This is a genomic window from Prevotella sp. HMSC073D09 (assembly GCF_001814145.1).
GTDB classification, from domain to species: domain Bacteria; phylum Bacteroidota; class Bacteroidia; order Bacteroidales; family Bacteroidaceae; genus Prevotella; species Prevotella conceptionensis.
This window is the reverse complement of record NZ_KV815123.1, coordinates 1-16,541: the sequence shown is the minus strand read 5'-3', so window position 1 is coordinate 16,541 and position 16,541 is coordinate 1. Positions and strand designations below refer to the sequence as shown.

General features: G+C 48.7%; 17 protein-coding genes. 1 reads left to right on the top strand and 16 read right to left on the bottom strand.

Annotation, left to right across the window (positions count from 1 at the left end; genetic code table 11):
* Window positions 1-848 precede the first annotated feature (848 nt).
* From HMPREF2955_RS11550 to HMPREF2955_RS11540, 3 genes are all read right to left on the bottom strand, one after another.
* A complete protein-coding gene (locus HMPREF2955_RS11550) occupies window positions 849-1,289 on the bottom strand; it encodes a DoxX family protein (RefSeq protein WP_009230715.1) in 441 nt (146 codons plus the stop codon).
* 330 nt (window positions 1,290-1,619) lie between these two features.
* Window positions 1,620-2,348: a DKNYY domain-containing protein gene (locus HMPREF2955_RS11545; protein WP_070723620.1), complete on the bottom strand. Its 729-nt coding sequence runs from the start codon at window positions 2,346-2,348 to the stop codon at window positions 1,620-1,622.
* Window positions 2,349-2,360: 12 nt separating this feature from the next.
* Complete coding sequence (locus HMPREF2955_RS11540) at window positions 2,361-2,858, bottom strand: GNAT family N-acetyltransferase (RefSeq protein WP_070723619.1); 498 nt, start codon at window positions 2,856-2,858, stop codon at window positions 2,361-2,363.
* A gap of 182 nt (window positions 2,859-3,040) precedes the next feature.
* Here HMPREF2955_RS11540 and msrB point away from each other — a divergent pair, with 182 nt between their 5' ends.
* Complete coding sequence (gene msrB / locus HMPREF2955_RS11535) at window positions 3,041-4,114, top strand: peptide-methionine (R)-S-oxide reductase MsrB (RefSeq protein WP_070723622.1); 1,074 nt, start codon at window positions 3,041-3,043, stop codon at window positions 4,112-4,114.
* A 156-nt stretch (window positions 4,115-4,270) separates the two neighbouring features.
* On the opposite strand, the gene HMPREF2955_RS11530 is transcribed toward msrB, so the two are convergent.
* The 13 genes from HMPREF2955_RS11530 to HMPREF2955_RS11470 form a co-directional block, all read right to left on the bottom strand.
* Entirely contained in the window at window positions 4,271-4,822 is a 552-nt protein-coding gene (locus HMPREF2955_RS11530; RefSeq protein WP_070723618.1) for a hypothetical protein, read from the bottom strand.
* 202 nt (window positions 4,823-5,024) lie between these two features.
* Complete coding sequence (locus tag HMPREF2955_RS11525) at window positions 5,025-5,837, bottom strand: glycosyltransferase family 2 protein (protein ID WP_070723617.1); 813 nt, start codon at window positions 5,835-5,837, stop codon at window positions 5,025-5,027.
* A complete protein-coding gene (locus HMPREF2955_RS11520) occupies window positions 5,834-6,859 on the bottom strand; it encodes a WaaS/CpsH family glycosyltransferase (protein WP_044078071.1) in 1,026 nt (341 codons plus the stop codon). Before HMPREF2955_RS11520 ends, HMPREF2955_RS11525 begins: the two co-directional genes overlap by 4 nt.
* 888 nt (window positions 6,860-7,747) lie before the next feature.
* Window positions 7,748-8,140, bottom strand: coding sequence for a hypothetical protein (locus HMPREF2955_RS11515; RefSeq protein ID WP_070723616.1), 393 nt, complete (start codon window positions 8,138-8,140; stop codon window positions 7,748-7,750).
* Between the two features lie 752 nt (window positions 8,141-8,892).
* The gene (gene tyrS, locus HMPREF2955_RS11510) at window positions 8,893-10,194 is read right to left on the bottom strand and encodes a tyrosine--tRNA ligase (protein WP_070723615.1); all 1,302 of its coding nucleotides are present in this window, start codon (window positions 10,192-10,194) and stop codon (window positions 8,893-8,895) included.
* 222 nt (window positions 10,195-10,416) lie between these two features.
* The gene (yidD, locus tag HMPREF2955_RS11505; RefSeq protein WP_009230706.1) at window positions 10,417-10,668 is read right to left on the bottom strand and encodes a membrane protein insertion efficiency factor YidD; all 252 of its coding nucleotides are present in this window, start codon (window positions 10,666-10,668) and stop codon (window positions 10,417-10,419) included.
* Window positions 10,665-11,072 (bottom strand): ribonuclease P protein component, encoded by a 408-nt coding sequence (locus tag HMPREF2955_RS11500; protein WP_070723614.1) that lies wholly within the window; start codon window positions 11,070-11,072, stop codon window positions 10,665-10,667. Before HMPREF2955_RS11500 ends, yidD begins: the two co-directional genes overlap by 4 nt.
* 132 nt (window positions 11,073-11,204) lie before the next feature.
* Entirely contained in the window at window positions 11,205-11,951 is a 747-nt protein-coding gene (locus HMPREF2955_RS11495; protein WP_009230704.1) for a uroporphyrinogen-III synthase, read from the bottom strand.
* A gap of 8 nt (window positions 11,952-11,959) precedes the next feature.
* Window positions 11,960-13,000, bottom strand: a complete 1,041-nt coding sequence (locus HMPREF2955_RS11490) for a DUF4271 domain-containing protein (RefSeq protein WP_139145555.1) — start codon at window positions 12,998-13,000, stop codon at window positions 11,960-11,962.
* Window positions 13,001-13,193: 193 nt separating this feature from the next.
* A complete protein-coding gene (metK, locus tag HMPREF2955_RS11485; protein WP_070723613.1) occupies window positions 13,194-14,453 on the bottom strand; it encodes a methionine adenosyltransferase in 1,260 nt (419 codons plus the stop codon).
* Window positions 14,454-14,630: 177 nt separating this feature from the next.
* On the bottom strand, window positions 14,631-15,077 hold the full coding sequence (locus HMPREF2955_RS11480) for a hypothetical protein (RefSeq protein ID WP_070723612.1): 447 nt from the start codon (window positions 15,075-15,077) through the stop codon (window positions 14,631-14,633).
* Window positions 15,074-15,532 carry a hypothetical protein gene (locus tag HMPREF2955_RS11475; protein WP_070723611.1) on the bottom strand — a complete coding sequence of 153 codons (459 nt, stop codon included), beginning with the start codon at window positions 15,530-15,532 and terminating at the stop codon, window positions 15,074-15,076. The genes HMPREF2955_RS11480 and HMPREF2955_RS11475 overlap by 4 nt, the downstream gene beginning before the upstream one ends.
* A gap of 174 nt (window positions 15,533-15,706) precedes the next feature.
* Window positions 15,707-16,144 (bottom strand): hypothetical protein, encoded by a 438-nt coding sequence (locus HMPREF2955_RS11470; protein ID WP_070723610.1) that lies wholly within the window; start codon window positions 16,142-16,144, stop codon window positions 15,707-15,709.
* Window positions 16,145-16,541: the final 397 nt, after the last annotated feature.

Sequence of the window (16,541 nt, the reverse complement as noted above, 5' to 3'; positions counted from 1 at the left end):
GGTGCTAAACGCAAGGTAAAATGGTGCTAAATGCGGGGCAATTTGCTGCAAAATGTGAACCGAAAAGCATAAAAATACATGGCAAATGGTATAAACAAAACCTTTTAGAGGCATGAAACACATGGCAAAAAGGGCAAAATAGGCACTAAAAAGTGGGGTTTTAGGGGCTAAAAGCAAGTAATTGGACTTGAAAAAATACGAGGTGGCAACCAAAATAGAAAGGCTAAATGGTGCAAAACGCAGGTATTTTTCTTAAAAATAGACGAAACGAAAGACGTGAAAGGGTAGAAAAAGTGACTATTTCCCTATTTTTTAGCCTGTATTTTCGCTAGAATGGCGCGAAAATCAGAGCCGCATTGTAAAATAAAAAGCAGCAATTTAAGATTTTGTGTTGATGAGTTGGTGCGTGCATGTGTTGATGTGTCTGCGAGTTGGCGTGTCTATCTGTTGACAAACCCATGAGTTTATTGGCTTACAAGTTGATGCGTTCAGTAACTTACAAGCCAACGAACTAGCAACCAGTTGCGTTAGTTTGCGTACACACGTCTTTAAAGTTATAAGCCTGCCCACCTACTCACGGGCTTATAAGCCGCTAACGCAAAAAAGGATTGTTTAAGTCCCGCGCGTGCCAACAAGTTGTTGGCAACATACCCGCATGGGGCATCTTGAAGTGCAGGCACAAGCACCTTTCATCGGCGCTTGTGCGCCGCTGGTTTCGGTTTAAAGGCTGTAACAAGCCGAACCGCCCTGTTGTAACATCGTTCCCGATGCGTTTTGTATCGACGACAACACATGTTGGTTGCAGGTTGGTAAGCCCACAGACCCATGAGCAAATAAGCGGTCTTGCATCAATTCGCGGCTTGCCCTCCCAGTTTTTTGGCAAGCCATCCGTCTACGGAGAAGCGGCCTGGACCTGCAAAAAACAGCAGGACGAACACCACAAGGTAAACGAAAGCCAGCTCGCCCTCGGCCATTGAGCCACCATGAGCCATGAAAAAGGCAACGCACATGGTGAATATCATGGGCAACAATACTAGCCTACTGAGCACACCTACTACCAAAGCCAACGAGCAAACCAACTCGCCGAAGATGGCCAACAGCAACGATAGGCCGCTGCCAAGCCCCAGAGGGTCGGGGAAACCGCCAGACATCTGTTCGAAACCTTCTAACTTCTGCAATCCATGTGATGCCAACAATAGGGCAAAAACCACACGAGCCACTAATAAAAACGCGGCTGTGCTACAACGCTGTTGCCTATCGGGCAACAAAAATCTTAATACTTTTCTCATTTTTCTTTATTGTTATCCTGAGTAATTAGTGGACAAGTGAACAAGTTGACTGGTTGACAAGTGAACAAGTTGATTGGTTAACCAGTTGACGAGTGGACAAGCCAACCTGTTGACGAGTGAACCAGTTGACAAGTTAACCAGTTGACCAGTCGACGAGTTAACCTGTGGACGAGTTAACGAGTTCACAATTTAACAAGCCGGCAACAGCGTTACGCTTGCCGATTTGAAACAATCGGCAAGCCCACCGCCATGCCAGCAAAGTATGTTACGCCACTCCCACCGTGGAGAGCGGCCGAGGGCAATGGGCCTTTACCCCGTTGGGCAAGGCCGCTACCACACCACCTTCTGCCCCAAGAAATACTTATTCTCGTCGTCGCGCGCCACGCCTTTACCCATACATTCAAAGGTACGGACATTGCAATCGGGTATTTCGCGCCCACGATAGTAAGCGTTAAACGCATCTTTGGCATAGCCATCAATCAGCACGCGAAACGTTCCGCTCGAGGCATCCTTCACCTCTGCGCCCTCAAAATAAATGTTGAAAGCATCCTTGGCATAGCCAAAGCTAAGCACCTGAAAGCTACTGGCCGAGGCATCTATCTTCTTTCCGAGGTAATACACGTCGAAATTGGTTTTCGAATAACCGAAACCCAAGCTGTTTCCAGGCAACAACTCTTCGGGGAAACGCCCCCAATCGCCCCCATCACGCGGGTCGATGCCGCCTCCCCGTCCATCGGGAATCACCACTGGGGGCTGTTCTTCGGCATCGCCCACCACACGAAACGTGCGCGGATTAGCACCTTGCAACACTTCGCCACGATAGTAAACCGCCCTGCGGTCGCGCGCATAGCCGTGTGCCAGATATTCAAACGTGCGCGCATCGGCACCAGGTATCACACGCCCTTCAAAATAAACGGCGTTCCGGTCTACGCCGTAGCCATAACTCTTGCGCCTCTCGCCAAACTGATGCTGCGCCCAAACGGGCTGTGCCGCCATTGCCAATGCCATCAGCATCAGCAACATCGCAATCTTATTGATGTTAAAAAAAACTCTCTTCATATAGCTTTATCGTTATGTTTCTGTTCGTAGCCATTGAAACGCCAGGCGTTCGCTACCATTGTCGGTATGTATCACCCCGCAATATGCAAAGCCGTGTTTCCTAATGTTGTGCAACATGGGGGCGTTGTCTTTGTGCGTGTCGATACGCAGGTTTGCTGCCCGCTCCTTGCAAAAGGCCATCACCTCGGCAAACACGCCACGTTGGGTTTCGTCGGCGGCCATGCGGTGGATAACGTGATAAGGACAATCGTTGTGGAGCCATTGGCCTTGCCAGATGTGTGCGTATGTGCGGTCGGGGCCTTCTGCCAACACAAAAGTAGCCACCACTCGCCCTGCATCCTCGCCCACATAACATTGCCCACGGCGCAAGTCTTCTTCAACCGTGGCACGCTGCGGATAGCCTTGCACCCACTGCTGGGTGTTGCCTGTGGCCACCATACGCTGCCTACCGATGTCCAGCAGGCGCATCACAGCATCGAGGTCGGCCTTTGTTGCCAATCGTATTTGCATGTTGTTTGCAAGTAAATGAAATTTTAAAACGTGGGCGACACCACCCTACTAAAAGTCTGCCGAACAACATAGTCTTAGTGCAAAAGTAATGTTTTATCTTTAAATAACGTTCAAAAAGTTGGCATTCTTTGGCTATTTGCGCAAAAATGTATAGTTTTGCTGTAACTCAAAACAAAATAAAAATGAACAGACTGACATTTAAACTAACCATGACCGCGCTGTGTACGGTCCTGGCATGCTGCACTGGCAATAGTAAAAACCAAGAAAAGAAAGGACAAACAATGAACACAAAAGCAGAAATATACCTGGCCGGCGGATGCTTCTGGGGTACAGAACACTTTCTGAAACAAATCGACGGCGTGACCGACACGCAAACGGGATATGCCAACGGACATGGCAAGAACCCCTCGTACCAAGAGGTTTGCACAGACAAAACGGGATTTGCCGAGGCTGTACGCGTGGCATACAACCCCGAACGCCTGCCGCTTTCGCTGCTGTTGCAACTTTATTTCAAGTCGATTAACCCCACTTCGCTTAACCGACAAGGCAACGACGTGGGCACACAATACCGAACGGGCATCTATTACACCAACCCCGACGACCTGCCCATCATCCAAGCAGAAATGGCGAAGGTGGCCAAACGCTATGATCGGCCGCTGCAAGTGGAGGTGTTGCCCCTAAAAAACTTCTACGATGCCGAGGATTATCACCAAGATTACCTCGACAAGAACCCTACGGGCTACTGCCACCTGCCGCAAGCCTTGTTCGACATGGCCCGCAAAGCCAACAAGAAAACAGATGAAAAGAGAACCTACGCCAAGCCTTCTGACGAAGAATTGAAAAGCAAACTTACGCCCCTGCAATACGACGTTACGCAGAACGCAGCCACCGAACGCCCCTTTGCAAACGAATACGACCATGAGTTTCGCCCCGGCATATACGTAGATGTTACCACGGGCGAACCGCTTTTCCTTTCTACCGACAAGTTCGATTCGGGCTGCGGATGGCCGGCTTTCTCTAAACCCATCGACAACCGACTGCTAAACAACCTCGAAGACCGTTCGCATGGCATGCTGCGCACCGAGGTTCGTTCGGCCAAAGGCAACGCGCATCTAGGCCATGTATTTAACGATGGCCCCAAAGAAACGGGCGGTTTGCGCTATTGCATCAACAGCGCATCGCTGCGTTTTGTACCAAAAGAAGATATGGAAAAGCAGGGTTACGGCAAGTATCTGCCCATGTTGGAAGAGAAATAAAGCCCCTTCCACACCTTCATAGCCACAACCGCCACTGGCCATGTGGCTTACCTCATCGGGATGCCTAGGTTACCTAGGCATCCTTTTGTTTTTTAATTAGCAACAAACAGAGCCTTCTCGCAAAGCCATACCAGCTAGTCGGCCGCCAATTAACGCTTAAAAGGCAAAGCCTAAGCCCAAATAAGGGTACACAAGAAAACGAGAGATGCCGTAATGGGTTTCGGGAACAAACGTTGGGTTGACACCAGCGCGGAGAAAGAAACCTATGGCAGGCTGATAGCGATAACCCACGTTCGCAAAGCCATAGTAACCATACTTCCATATCTCGGGCGGATCAGACGACATGCCGAGAGGGGGCGTTGCATCCCGCTCATAATCGCGTTTAAAGATGCCGTGCATCATCCCCACCCCCAATTCCAAGCTATGGTTAGTGCCACCAATAAGGCCGTAAGCCTCGAACACCGCCGCCGGCCCTTGATAAACGCAAGCACCGCCTTCGCTATTTTCAGATGTTCTTCCTGCATTAAAGGCCAACCCCAGGCGATAGCCCAGAGGGCTGTTAGCCGAAAAGCGCGAATCGAAATTCGCGCCAATAATGCCCGCTGCGCCAGCTAACTCGTTGTACACGGCACGCCGCGGTTTTTCTTGTGCCATGAGCATTGCGGCCGACCATGCCAAAATCGGGATAAATAAGAGGCGTTTCATCATTGATTAAGAATTCCTATACATTTCATTTTCTATCTCCAACCTACATAACCAACACCTTCCATCTAATAACGGCTACGCTGTTGGCCTGCAAAAATACGGCCCTAACAAAGCCCAAAAGCCCACCAGCCCATCAACATGAAGGGGGCGTCGCCCCACAGCCACACCTGGGAGAGAGGCTAGCGACAAAGGGCATTTGGCAGACCTATTGCTTGCCCGTTATGGCGTAGAACACCTTTTTGTACCACGGCCGCGACAATAGCCTGTTGAGCTTATCCTTATACGGTTTCACCATTTTATGGTAAAACTCCTCGAAGTAAGCGTCTTCGTTCTTTAATATGTAAAGAGAGGCGGCCTCTGTATATTGTTCCATCAGAGAAGTGTTACGAGTAATGTTCCCCCCATGTATTCTGTACATCACCAGTGGCTGGTTTATGAAACACACCTTGGGATTGCGCCTAAACACCTCGAGCCACATTATCCAGTCTTCCTTTGCTTTAAGAAACTCCTTGAATGTAAGGCCTTCCAATATCTTTTTTGTGAAGCAAAAACAATGGGGCGGCACGTTAAAGTCGATGTCCCATTGCAACAACAAATTCTTATAAGTAAAATCGTACTTCGTCAGATCGCAAAAAGGCGGACGTGGTTCGCCATTGTGTTCTTCCGAAAAATTGGTGACAACGACGTCGCATTTCTCCTGCGAAAAGGCCTTTACGCTCTCTTCCAGCTTTGTAGGCTGCAAGATGTCGTCGCCGTCTAAGAACTGTATGAGGTCGCCCCCGGCCTCACTCAGCCCCGTATTTCGTGCTCCACTGCAACCTTTGTTTGCCTGATACACATATTTAAAGCGTGCGTCTTTCGCCTGCCAACCTTTGGCAATCTGTGCCGAAGTGTCGGTAGAGCCATCGTCTACGATGATGCATTCCCAATCGGGATAAGTCTGTTTGGCCACACTTGCTAAACAATCGTTCAAAAAAGCCTCTTGATTGTAGCAGGTTACGATAACTGAAACTTTCATGTCTTGCTGTCTGTTACTTGATAAGGAGGCATGTCTAGTGCATACCTCAACCAGTTTGTGAAACTATATTTTTGTATTATCTCTTCGGGAAGTGGCGTGTATGGCGCGGCAAGGAACTCGCTAAGGCCGTCGAAACATCCATCTTCAACCACAAAGATGTTGTCAGGGCGATAGAAGTCGTACAACCTCACGCTCTTGTTGTCTGTAATGAGCTTTTTGTTATACCTCAAAGCCTCGAACACCCTGAACGACAACCCATCGTGTTCGCAAGCCTTAATGTCGAGCAGCATGCCCGCTCTTCTTGCAGTCTCCAAGTAAGAAAGAAAGCCCACCCCTTTCTTCGAAAAGGTTATTATGGGGTGTTCGAAGGCAACCGACCTCCATCCCAGCACCAAATGGACGTTGAGCTTTAGGTTGTATTTTTGCAATTCGTCGACCATTTTAAGCAACGAACCCACGCGACCTTCCTGATAGGCGCCCGCATACATCACTTCGTTGGGGTTTACTTGCACTTCGGGCATGGGGAAATCGAAATAAAAATTGGTACAAGCCAGCAGGTTGGGGTATTTCGCCTTGTACTTGGGGGCATCGTTAGGGTCGAAAACAAAGAAACGGTCGAAAAGCGGAATGACCTCGAACACCTGCGGAAACCGTTCCAATCCGTCCCATTGGTATGCCGTTGTTTTGTTGGCCACGCGAAGCACCTCGTTAAGCGTTTCCATCTCCAACAAATCGGGGCGCATTACAATTGCATAGTCAAAACTCTTCGTGGCCAAGCGGTGCACAACCTGTCCCACCCGCTTAGAATAGTAGGCGGCTGCAATGCGGCGCTTATACTCATCACGGCCGAGTAGGTGTTTGAGCACGAAATTTACCATCCGCGTTTTAAACGTATGCCTAAACTTGGGTGCCAAAACAACGGCCTTTGTGTAGCCCAGGTGTTTGAGGTTCTTGTCTATCGCCTTGTAAAGCTCGAACTCGGGCGGCAGTATCACTATGATTTTCTTTTCGCTGTTCATCATTAAACCGTACATATAATATGGAGGCGAACCGCCAGCATGGCTGTTTTCGGCAGCCAAACAGGCGCAGGTGCAATCCGTAGGGCCTGATAAAATACCATGTTTGCTAGCCTAACCCCAGTATGTGTTAATCCCGAAAATCAAAAAATCTTGAAATGAGAACAAGACATACGTTGCAAAAGTAGTCAAAAAGTTTGAAAATACCATATATTTACGAACGAATTATAGGCTAACAGAATTGCTTTTGGAATATTGTTGTGAGGAGAATGCCAGAAGGGCGCAGCATGGCATCAACAAACCCTTATGCAGAGAAAAGGGGAATGCCTGTTTGCTTACGATGCCCCTGTGGCTTTCCAAATCCAATTAAGTTTGACTAGGACATCGATACAAAGGCCCTTGTACAGACACTCAGAGCTATCGGAACCGTTATTGCCGAAGTCTTGTACCGACACGACAATGTGCTTGTACCGACACTCAAAGCTGTCGGAAACGTTATAGCAGAAGTTTTGTTCCGACACGACAAGATGCTTGTGATGCTCCAAGTCCAATTTCGTTTGACTGTGATTACCAACATCCTTTTCTGATGAAATGAAATACTACAACAAGCCAATTGCCCGACGAACGGGCGCACATCAACAGTTGCACCTAATGAGATGCACAACGAGCCCACATGGCCGTAGGTTAAGCCACTGCACGGTTCTTCTTTTGGTTACAACCAACGCATGCGCCCACGACATCCCGTCAACCCAAGAAAACTTGTTGAAACCCATAAAGCAAGATGAAACACTTTGCACGATGTATGAGAAACGACCTTGACACATACGATGCAATTGCCAACATACACCCAGAACAAGGCCTGTCGCCAACGCATTTTTCACCAAGTACGGGGCGTTATTTGGCAAGCTGTTTCATCAATTCGGCCATCTTGCCGCGGCGTTCCATCGAGTACACGCCGCTTTCTCTTTCCAAATATTCAAAAAGGTTGAAAGCCTTTTGCAACAGCACTTCCCTATCGTGCACCGATGCTTCGGTATCGGCCTCAGCGTAATACAGCTCCGCCAGCATCGCCAATCGTTCCATCCGCTCGTCTTCGGGAAACGATTGAATGGCCGACATCAACTCGTCGATAGTTGCAAAATGGTAAAGGATGTACGGGCCTAAATACTGTTCGTACAGCAGGCGGATAGCCTCGCGCCTTTTAACAACCTCCTTTTGGTCGAGCATACGGCGCAGAGCCTCGGCAAATTCGCGGATAAGTCGCTTTATGTAATCGCGTTGTAGCATTTGTGCGTAACGTTTAAAAGATGGTATTCATATTGGCGCAAAGTTACAAAAATCTTTCAACACAGGGTACATCACCTGGCTTTATTTATCTTCGGAAAAGTAAAGTTGTTCAACATGGGAAAACGCTTGCCAACTAAACAATTTTATAAATGTGCCTTAACAAACCATGCCTTTTAATGTCGCAAAACATAAAAAACATTGACAAACATCAATTTCGTGGAAATTTTGCAGATTTTTTCGGTACAAGTATTGCAGGATTAAAAAAAACATCGTAACTTTGCATTGTATTCGAGAGAATGCTTTTCATAATAAGTTTTCATTAGGTTAGTAGTTTGATAGATTTTAAGGTTAAAGATTATGTTATTAGATTTTGAAACAATCGCGATGTTGGTTGGCGTTACAATCGTAACTGCACTTAGCATTATCGCTTTGCAACACACCAACGTCCGTTAACATTATTCTTTGGGATGACGGGATGAGTGATCATGCCGTCATCTTTTTCTTTATACATACACGAAGTTTGTGAGGTTAATACCTCACTAGTTGAGATTAACCTCCCTATTTTGTATGGGTCAGTCGCAAGAGATAAGGTTACTGAAAGTGTCAAGAACGCCAACGCTTAGCCCTAAAAAACAGTTTCGCCCTTTTATCTCTTTTGAGGATTTAGCAATCGGCTTTTATGCCTTGCGAATGTCCCAAAGGAGATAAAGGGGCGAAATTTTATGGTGTGGTATGCGCAAAGGCGCAACCCATTACTTCACGATAAGCAAATAATAGTTTTTCTTTCCACGCTGAACAAGCAGGTATTTGCCGTCGATAAGGTCGTCGGCTGTAACGGGGCGGTCGGCAGCGGCAAGCTTTTCCTTGTTCAGCGACACGCCTCCACCTTGCACCAGCTTACGCATTTCGCCCTTGCTGGCGAATACTGGCACGTCTTCGCGTGTGAAAAGGTCGATGGCAGGCTGGCCAAGCAAAGCCTTATCCAGTTCGTAATGCGGCACGCCCTCGAACACATCGAGCAGCGTTTGCTCGTCTAGTTTAAGCAGATTTTCTTTTGTGGCCTTGCCAAAAAGGATGTTGCTGGCCTCCATAGCCTGGTCGAGTGCGGCCTGCGAATGAACCATAACGGTAACCTCTTCGGCCAATCGCCTTTGCAAGGGGCGCCTTCCTGGGTCTTCGTTTTGTTCGGCTACCAGCGCGTCTATCGTTTCCTTATCCAGCGAAGTGAATATCTTGATGTAGCGTTCGGCATCGGCATCGCTTACGTTCAGCCAGAATTGGTAGAACATATAAGGAGAAGTGCGCTTGGCATCGAGCCATATATTGCCACCCTCCGTCTTGCCGAACTTCGTTCCATCGGCCTTAGTGATTAGCGGACAAGTAAGCGCGTAGGCCTCATTTTCTATGCCTAAGGTGCGACGAATAAGCTCGGCGCCCGTTGTCATGTTGCCCCATTGGTCGTTACCGCCCAGTTGTAGCTTGCAACCTTTTGTTTCATAGAGGTGTAGAAAGTCGTAACCCTGCAACAACTGGTAGGTAAACTCGGTGAACGAAAGTCCGTCGCGAGCGTCTCCGCTGAGGCGTTTCTTCACGCTATCCTTGGCCATCATGTAGTTAACAGTGATGTGTTTGCCCACCGTTCGTGCGAAATCGAGGAACGAAAAGTCTTTCATCCAATCGTAGTTGTTCACCATCTCGGCGGCGTTGTCGCCCTTGGCATCGAAGTCTAGGAACTTCGCCACCTGTGCTTTGATGCACTCTTGGTTGTGATATAGCGTTTCCGAGTCGAGCAGGTTACGCTCCGCGCTCTTGCCCGAGGGGTCGCCAATCATGCCCGTTGCACCTCCAACGAGGATGATGGGTTTGTGTCCGCACATCTGCAAGTGTCGCAACATCATGATGCCGGCTAGATGCCCGATGTGCAAAGAGTCGGCTGTGGGGTCTGTTCCAAGGTACGCCGTAACCGTTTCCTTCTGCAACAGTTCTTCTGTTCCAGGCATAATCTGCGCCAACATGCCGCGCCATCTTAGTTCTTCTACAAAATTTTTCTTCATCGGGATATATATAGGATGTTTATGAGTTGACGAGTTCGTTAATTGATAAGTTGACAAGTTAACAAGTGACAAGTTCGTTAGTTTACGAGTTAACGCGTTTTCAAGTTTGTGAATTGGCAAGTTAAGCGGTGGACAAGCTGCGTGATTGGCCACCAGTAAGTGGTAAATTCACAAGTCATACCATCCCCTCTCCCCTTGGAGAGGGGCTGGGGGTGAGGCTTATCACGGCACAGGGTCGTATCCGCTACCGCCCCACGGATTGCATCGCAACACGCGCCAAACGGCCAAGGCCAAGCCCTTAAATGGGCCATGCTTGATGATGGCCTGACGGGCATACTCTGAACAAGAGGGCGTAAAGCGACACGATGGGGGCGTATAAGGCGAAATGGCCAGCTGATAAAAGCGGATGGGCAACAGCAAAAGCCACACCGCGACACGCCGAAACAGGCCTAAAAGGGCACGAAGAGCATTCATAGGCTTTCTCCTATACGGCGTAACAGGTTCTGCACCTTATCTTCAACCTCGGCCGAAGAATGGTGTTTGGCATCCAACCAAAGGAAACCCAGCATTATTCTTCTGCCTGTCGGCAACTTATCATAAAGCAATTGTTTATTCTTGCGATAGGCTTCGCGCACCTGCCGCTTAACCCTATTACGGTCGACGGCGTGCTTAAACCTGCGTTTAGGCACACTTATCATCATCTGTACAGGAGCCACGGCCTGCTGTTCTTCGGCCGAAAAGGGCTGCACCAAATACACCACACGCAAGGGAAAGGCAGCAAGCGACCGACTATCCGCGCCGCAAAAGAGCTCTTCGGTGAGCTTTTTGCCACAGGCGCGCTCTTCTTTTCTTAGCTTTTGCGATACCGTTGCTGCCATTGTTACTGTTTGTTTGGGGATGATTTAGACCGTTGCGCACGCCTTGTTCGAGAAACAGCACTTACCCGTTAAGTAAAAAGTGCCACTCGCCAACACGCCTTTCGTACGCTATCGAGGTCTAAGTGGCGAGCCTTACTTATGCTCGTCGAGATAGGCTTTCAACGCACCAGACATCGAGGGATATTCTTTCGACGGAGCTTGAAAGTCCAGTCGCAAGCCTTCGTCGGTGATGGCTTTCGACGTTGCAGGGCCGAACGTGCCGATACGAACGTCGCCTTGCTCGAAGTTGGGGAAGTCTTTCACAAACGATTTCACACCCGTGGGACTCACGAAGATGAGCATGTCGTAGTCAAAGTTCTTTATCTCCTCTGGCGTAAAGTCGTTGGTGATGGTGCGATACATCACGCATTCCGTATGGTTCAGTTTCTTCGAGTCGAGCAATTTGGCGATGTCGTCGTTATGGTTGTCGCTCAATGGCACAAGATACTTCTCTTGTTTGTGCTTAGCCATTGTGGGCAGCAGGTCTTCCATCTTGCCCGTAGTACCGAAAAACACCTTACGTTTACGGTATTGAACGTATTTTTGGATATAGAGCGCAATGGTCTCAGTTACGCAAAAATACTTCAACGTCTCGGGAATGGGCACGCGTAGCTCTTTGGCCAGCTTGAAAAAGTGGTCGATGGCGTGGCGCGACGTAAATACGATGGCCGTATAATTGGGAATACTTACCTTTTGCTGGCGAAACTCTTTCGATGTGATGCCTTCTACCTGTACAAAAGGGCGGAACACCAAATCAACGCCATACTCTCTCTCTATGTCGAAGTAGGGCGACTTATCACTCGTCGGTTTGGGTTGAGATATTAATATCTTTTTTACCATCTACTTGCTTAAAAATTGATTTTCAAATAATTGGAGGCGATTGTCAATACGCCCCACAGGGCGAACAAAGGCACAATTTCGAGAGCGCAAAAGTACAAAAAAAATTGCAAAAACTGGCCTTTTTGGCGGAAAAAGATAAGGTGTGTCTTATAAAGCGACAGTATTTTGGTTGTCCCCAGTACGATGCCCACATAGATAATGCTGCTCTTGACGGTGAGCTGGAAGTAGGCTTGCAGCATCACCAGCGGCAAAAGCAACACGCCTTGCGAAGAAACAAGGAAGAGAAACGATTTAAGCCACTGGTTGTTTTTGCGCTTACCGAAGAACACCCACCCCACAAACCATTGGGCAAAGGCCTTCAGCAGGAAGTAGCCCGCCACCAAACCCGTAAGTATGCCGATAACAACGAACTGCTCGGCGATGAAGGTTTCAACGTGCAGGTGCCGCAGGTAAAGGAAGAACAGGATGGCATAGAGCAAACTGGTTTGCAGTGCAAGGAATATTTGGAAACGTATCTCGCCCGTTGTCTCGGCTATTTCGGAAGTGCCTTCGTTGCGCACGCGGAAGAAATGCTTTACCTGACGAAAGATGAAGTCGCGCGATTGGGCGAAAGCCACGCAGCCCAAGATGAAACAACCCAAGAGCAACGAGGTAAGCAAGTCGTCGCTGGCGATGGTATAAGGCACGGGGTCGCCTGCCACCCCTGGCCGTCCGGCCGGCATTTCGGGATGGTAATACGGACTTTGCGAGAAGAACGACTCGCGATAATAGAGCGGCAAATCAACAATGCGCACATCCTTTCCCACCGAGTGTCCAGGCAAGTGCAAGGTGTCGGGGCGATTGCTCCAATGGATGGAGTCGGGCTTGAAGTGTGCCTGAATGGCCGAGTCCTGCTGTTCGGGAGTAGCGTCGTAGGGCAGCCAACTAAGCACCTCTTTGGGTGTTAGCACCTTGGGCTTGGCCGCTTTTGCACTGTCTGCAAAGGCGGTCTCGGCTGCCGTAGTGTCGGCAGGGGCGATATAATACTGTTCTTTAATGGGTTTTAGCACGCTCAGAATGGGCTTGTTGTATGTTGTTATGCCCGTGTTGAAAGCCTTTTTGCCTTGCAATGCACCAGCAAATGGGGCCGCTTTCGATGCACGGCGCGATGAAGAAGAGAGGTACAAAACAAGCTAGGCATGCCCCAAAACTCCTTCGGCAAGGTGCTTGCCGAGGGATTTCAGGGCATGCAGCCCGTGGTATTTAAAGGCCGAACGCCTTTTTAATGTCGTCTACGCGGTCGAGTTTTTCCCACGTAAACAGCTCCACTTCCATCACCTTCGTTTCATGATAACGGCTGGTAAAGGTTTTCTTCACCACCTCGTTCTTGCGCCCCATGTGTCCGTAAGCGGCCGTTTCGGCGTAGATGGGCTGCCGAAGTTTGAGGTTACGCTCGATGGCATTGGGGCGTAGGTCGAACAACTGCGCCACCTTTTGGGCTATTTCGCCGTCGGTTAGTTGCACCTTGCTGCGTCCGTAGGTGTTAACGTAGATGTTAACCGGTTCGGCCACGCCGATGGCATAGCTCACCTGCACCAGCATTTCGTCGGCCACACCGGCGGCCACCATGTTCTTAGCGATGTGGCGTGCGGCGTAAGCAGCCGAACGGTCAACCTTACTTGGGTCTTTGCCCGAGAAAGCTCCGCCGCCGTGTGCGCCCTTACCGCCATAGGTGTCTACAATGATTTTACGACCCGTTAAGCCCGTATCGCCATGTGGGCCGCCGATAACGAACTTACCCGTGGGATTAACGAAATACTTGATGTCGTTGTTGAAAAGCGCCAGCACCTTGGGGCTTGTTATCTTCGCTTTCACGCGTGGCATCAGCACGTTCAGCACGTCGGCCTTTATTTGGGCCAGCATTTGCTCGTCGTTGGGGCCGAAGTCGTCGTGTTGTGTGCTCACAACGATGGTGTCGATGCGTATGGGCTGTCCGTCGTCGGCATACTCCACCGTCACCTGACTCTTCGAGTCGGGGCGCAAATAGGTCATTTCCTTACCCTCTTTTCGTATCTCGGCCAACGTAATCATCAGCAAGTGAGCCAAGTCTAGCGACAGGGGCATGTAGTTTTCGGTTTCATTGGTGGCGTAACCAAACATCATCCCTTGGTCGCCGGCGCCTTGTTCGTCGGCCTCTTCGCGACTAACGCCGCGGTTGATGTCGTCGCTTTGCTCGTGAATGGCCGTCAGTACGCCGCACGAATCGCCGTCGAACTGGTACTCCGATTTGGTGTAGCCAATGTGTTTGATGGTGTTTCGGGCGATGGTTTGCAGGTCGATGTACGAATTAGAGCGCACCTCGCCCATGATAACCACCTGTCCTGTGGTAACGAAAGTTTCGATGGCGCAGTGTGCCTTGTCGTCGTAGGCCAAGAATTGGTCTACCAAAGCATCAGATATTTGGTCGGACACCTTGTCGGGATGCCCTTCGGAAACCGACTCGGAAGAAAAAAGATATGCCATAATGCTACGAATTTGTGTATCTATAAATAATTGTATGCTCGTACGCCATGCGCCACCCCACTTGCATTTTGTGGGCTGTACATGGCGGTTAGCGACTGCAAAGTTACGCAAAAATGTGCAACTGGCTCTAAGTCACGCTGCAAAATAACGTGAAATGGGGATGCGCGGGCATCGGTTCTAGCGTTTGTTATATGTCATCTTACGTAAAACTCGCAGTGTAAACACCACCAAATAAAATCCCCATAACAGCACTACCGTCATCAAATAAGGTATAAGCAAGACTTCCCCCACGGCCATAAGCAGCATTATCCCTGTGATGTTGGGCAGCATTTTGTCAGCATAACGGCTCATCAGCCTTTTGTTTTCCTCTGTATCTGCAGGTCCGCCGGGTTGTGGATTGCTTAGCGGGTGCAACGACACATAGCGCAACCACAGGTAAAAGCCAGCCGAAAACACGGGAGGTATAAAGTTTACGAGGTTAAAACCCCTCCTATAGCCAAAAGCAAAGAAACTAATTCGCAAGGCAGGAAACAGATCCATCACCGTGGCGTAGATAGCCACAGCGAAGGTTGCCGCGAGAAAAACCACGGCTATTCGGTTGTTTGATGTGTTATGTTCTATCATTGCATTTCCTTATCACGCATCAACTTAAACGACGACCATCCTATCATAAGAAAAGGCAACATCGTTACCGCCCATGTAATAAAGGGGTTGAAGGCGATTATGCCCGATATGAAGAGCGAGCAATAGAACATAATGCTCGTAACTCCTAGCGAAACAGACTCATGGAAGTTACGTATCAATGGGGCATTATGCTCATTCATAGGTATTACATACCTCCTTAGCAAACTTTTCATACGCATGGGTTTGTCTGCCAGAAAACGAGTTACGAAGTAAGCGCCAACAGAGAACAGAGTTGGTGGTAAGAGGAAGAAAGGCGAAATGGGTTTGCTAACCCCGCCTGGCATATCAATACGTAGGTTTATCGTGTCTTTCGTTAGTATGAAGTACAACACAATGCTCACGGTGGCTACTAAGAATAGTAACGAAAACAAGCTTTTCAGACTAGAATTTTTCATGTTTTGGCACTTTGTAATTGGTCGTATTTAGTTGTTAAATATCACTTTTCATTGTGTGCCAACGTATTTATGTCTAGCATGTAAGCACAACTCTTGGCACCAACACTTTTGTTTTGCAAAGTTACGACAAAAGTACATCACCGCCAAAACATGAAGAAAGAAAATTAAACCACCCTACCCTCTTCTCGATTTACGTCGCCAACGCACATAATATATAATGAGAAAGGCCACGGCGAGCATCACCACGAGGGGTATCATGGGCAAGAAACCTGCCGCACAAAGCGTGATGTACAACAACAATCCCGTGACGGTAGGCGAAAGCACATCGACATATCGGCGCAATTGTTGCGTGTTGTCCTCCGTTTGAGGTATGTCGCGCGTTGGGTCGAGTGCCTGCGGGTTTTCCTTTCCCTTGCGCAACAACACGTAAAGCGCAGCCGACAAAAGGGGAAGAAACAAGATAAGATAGCTCATGCCTTGGAGTTCACTACCACCAAGTGGTCCCCAATGCACAACGATAGTGTCGTTAACAAATGCGGCATAAACGGCTACGCCCAAGGTTACGGCAAGAAAAAGCAGCGACAAAAGGTTGCTTAGCTTATTACTTCTCATGTTGCATAAAGTTTAGTTATGGTACTTCTAGCCACAAACACTCCTGCGCACATCGTTTCGTTGCGATTTACTTACCCAACTCATCGATGCCTTTTCGGAATAATCTGTAACAATATTGCAAATATAGTTTAACTATTTGGTACCGCCAAAGGTTAGGGAAAGAAAGTGTGGGGAAGAGGGTTTTTAAGTTGGCGAGAGGTTTTTGAGTTAACTAGTTGACAAGTTGACAAGTTAACAAGTTAACAAGATGGTTAGTTAACGAGAAGACAAGTTAACAGGTTTTCTCGTCAACTGAAAACCTCTCCTGAACTAACAGCACATACCACTCCCCTCTCCCCTTTGGAGAGAGGCTGGGGGTGAGGCCTTATCAACCAACAAAGCATACCACTCCCCTCTC

Coding starts and splice junctions, on each gene's coding strand:
- HMPREF2955_RS11550 (WP_009230715.1), bottom strand. CDS start 1,289: ATGAGAAAAGTATTAAGATTTTTGTTGCCCGATAGGCAACAGCGTTGT.
- HMPREF2955_RS11545 (WP_070723620.1), bottom strand. CDS start 2,348: ATGAAGAGAGTTTTTTTTAACATCAATAAGATTGCGATGTTGCTGATG.
- HMPREF2955_RS11540 (WP_070723619.1), bottom strand. CDS start 2,858: ATGCAAATACGATTGGCAACAAAGGCCGACCTCGATGCTGTGATGCGC.
- msrB (WP_070723622.1), top strand. CDS start 3,041: ATGAACAGACTGACATTTAAACTAACCATGACCGCGCTGTGTACGGTC.
- HMPREF2955_RS11530 (WP_070723618.1), bottom strand. CDS start 4,822: ATGATGAAACGCCTCTTATTTATCCCGATTTTGGCATGGTCGGCCGCA.
- HMPREF2955_RS11525 (WP_070723617.1), bottom strand. CDS start 5,837: ATGAAAGTTTCAGTTATCGTAACCTGCTACAATCAAGAGGCTTTTTTG.
- HMPREF2955_RS11520 (WP_044078071.1), bottom strand. CDS start 6,859: ATGATGAACAGCGAAAAGAAAATCATAGTGATACTGCCGCCCGAGTTC.
- HMPREF2955_RS11515 (WP_070723616.1), bottom strand. CDS start 8,140: ATGCTACAACGCGATTACATAAAGCGACTTATCCGCGAATTTGCCGAG.
- tyrS (WP_070723615.1), bottom strand. CDS start 10,194: ATGAAGAAAAATTTTGTAGAAGAACTAAGATGGCGCGGCATGTTGGCG.
- yidD (WP_009230706.1), bottom strand. CDS start 10,668: ATGAATGCTCTTCGTGCCCTTTTAGGCCTGTTTCGGCGTGTCGCGGTG.
- HMPREF2955_RS11500 (WP_070723614.1), bottom strand. CDS start 11,072: ATGGCAGCAACGGTATCGCAAAAGCTAAGAAAAGAAGAGCGCGCCTGT.
- HMPREF2955_RS11495 (WP_009230704.1), bottom strand. CDS start 11,951: ATGGTAAAAAAGATATTAATATCTCAACCCAAACCGACGAGTGATAAG.
- metK (WP_070723613.1), bottom strand. CDS start 14,453: ATGGCATATCTTTTTTCTTCCGAGTCGGTTTCCGAAGGGCATCCCGAC.
- HMPREF2955_RS11480 (WP_070723612.1), bottom strand. CDS start 15,077: ATGATAGAACATAACACATCAAACAACCGAATAGCCGTGGTTTTTCTC.
- HMPREF2955_RS11475 (WP_070723611.1), bottom strand. CDS start 15,532: ATGAAAAATTCTAGTCTGAAAAGCTTGTTTTCGTTACTATTCTTAGTA.
- HMPREF2955_RS11470 (WP_070723610.1), bottom strand. CDS start 16,144: ATGAGAAGTAATAAGCTAAGCAACCTTTTGTCGCTGCTTTTTCTTGCC.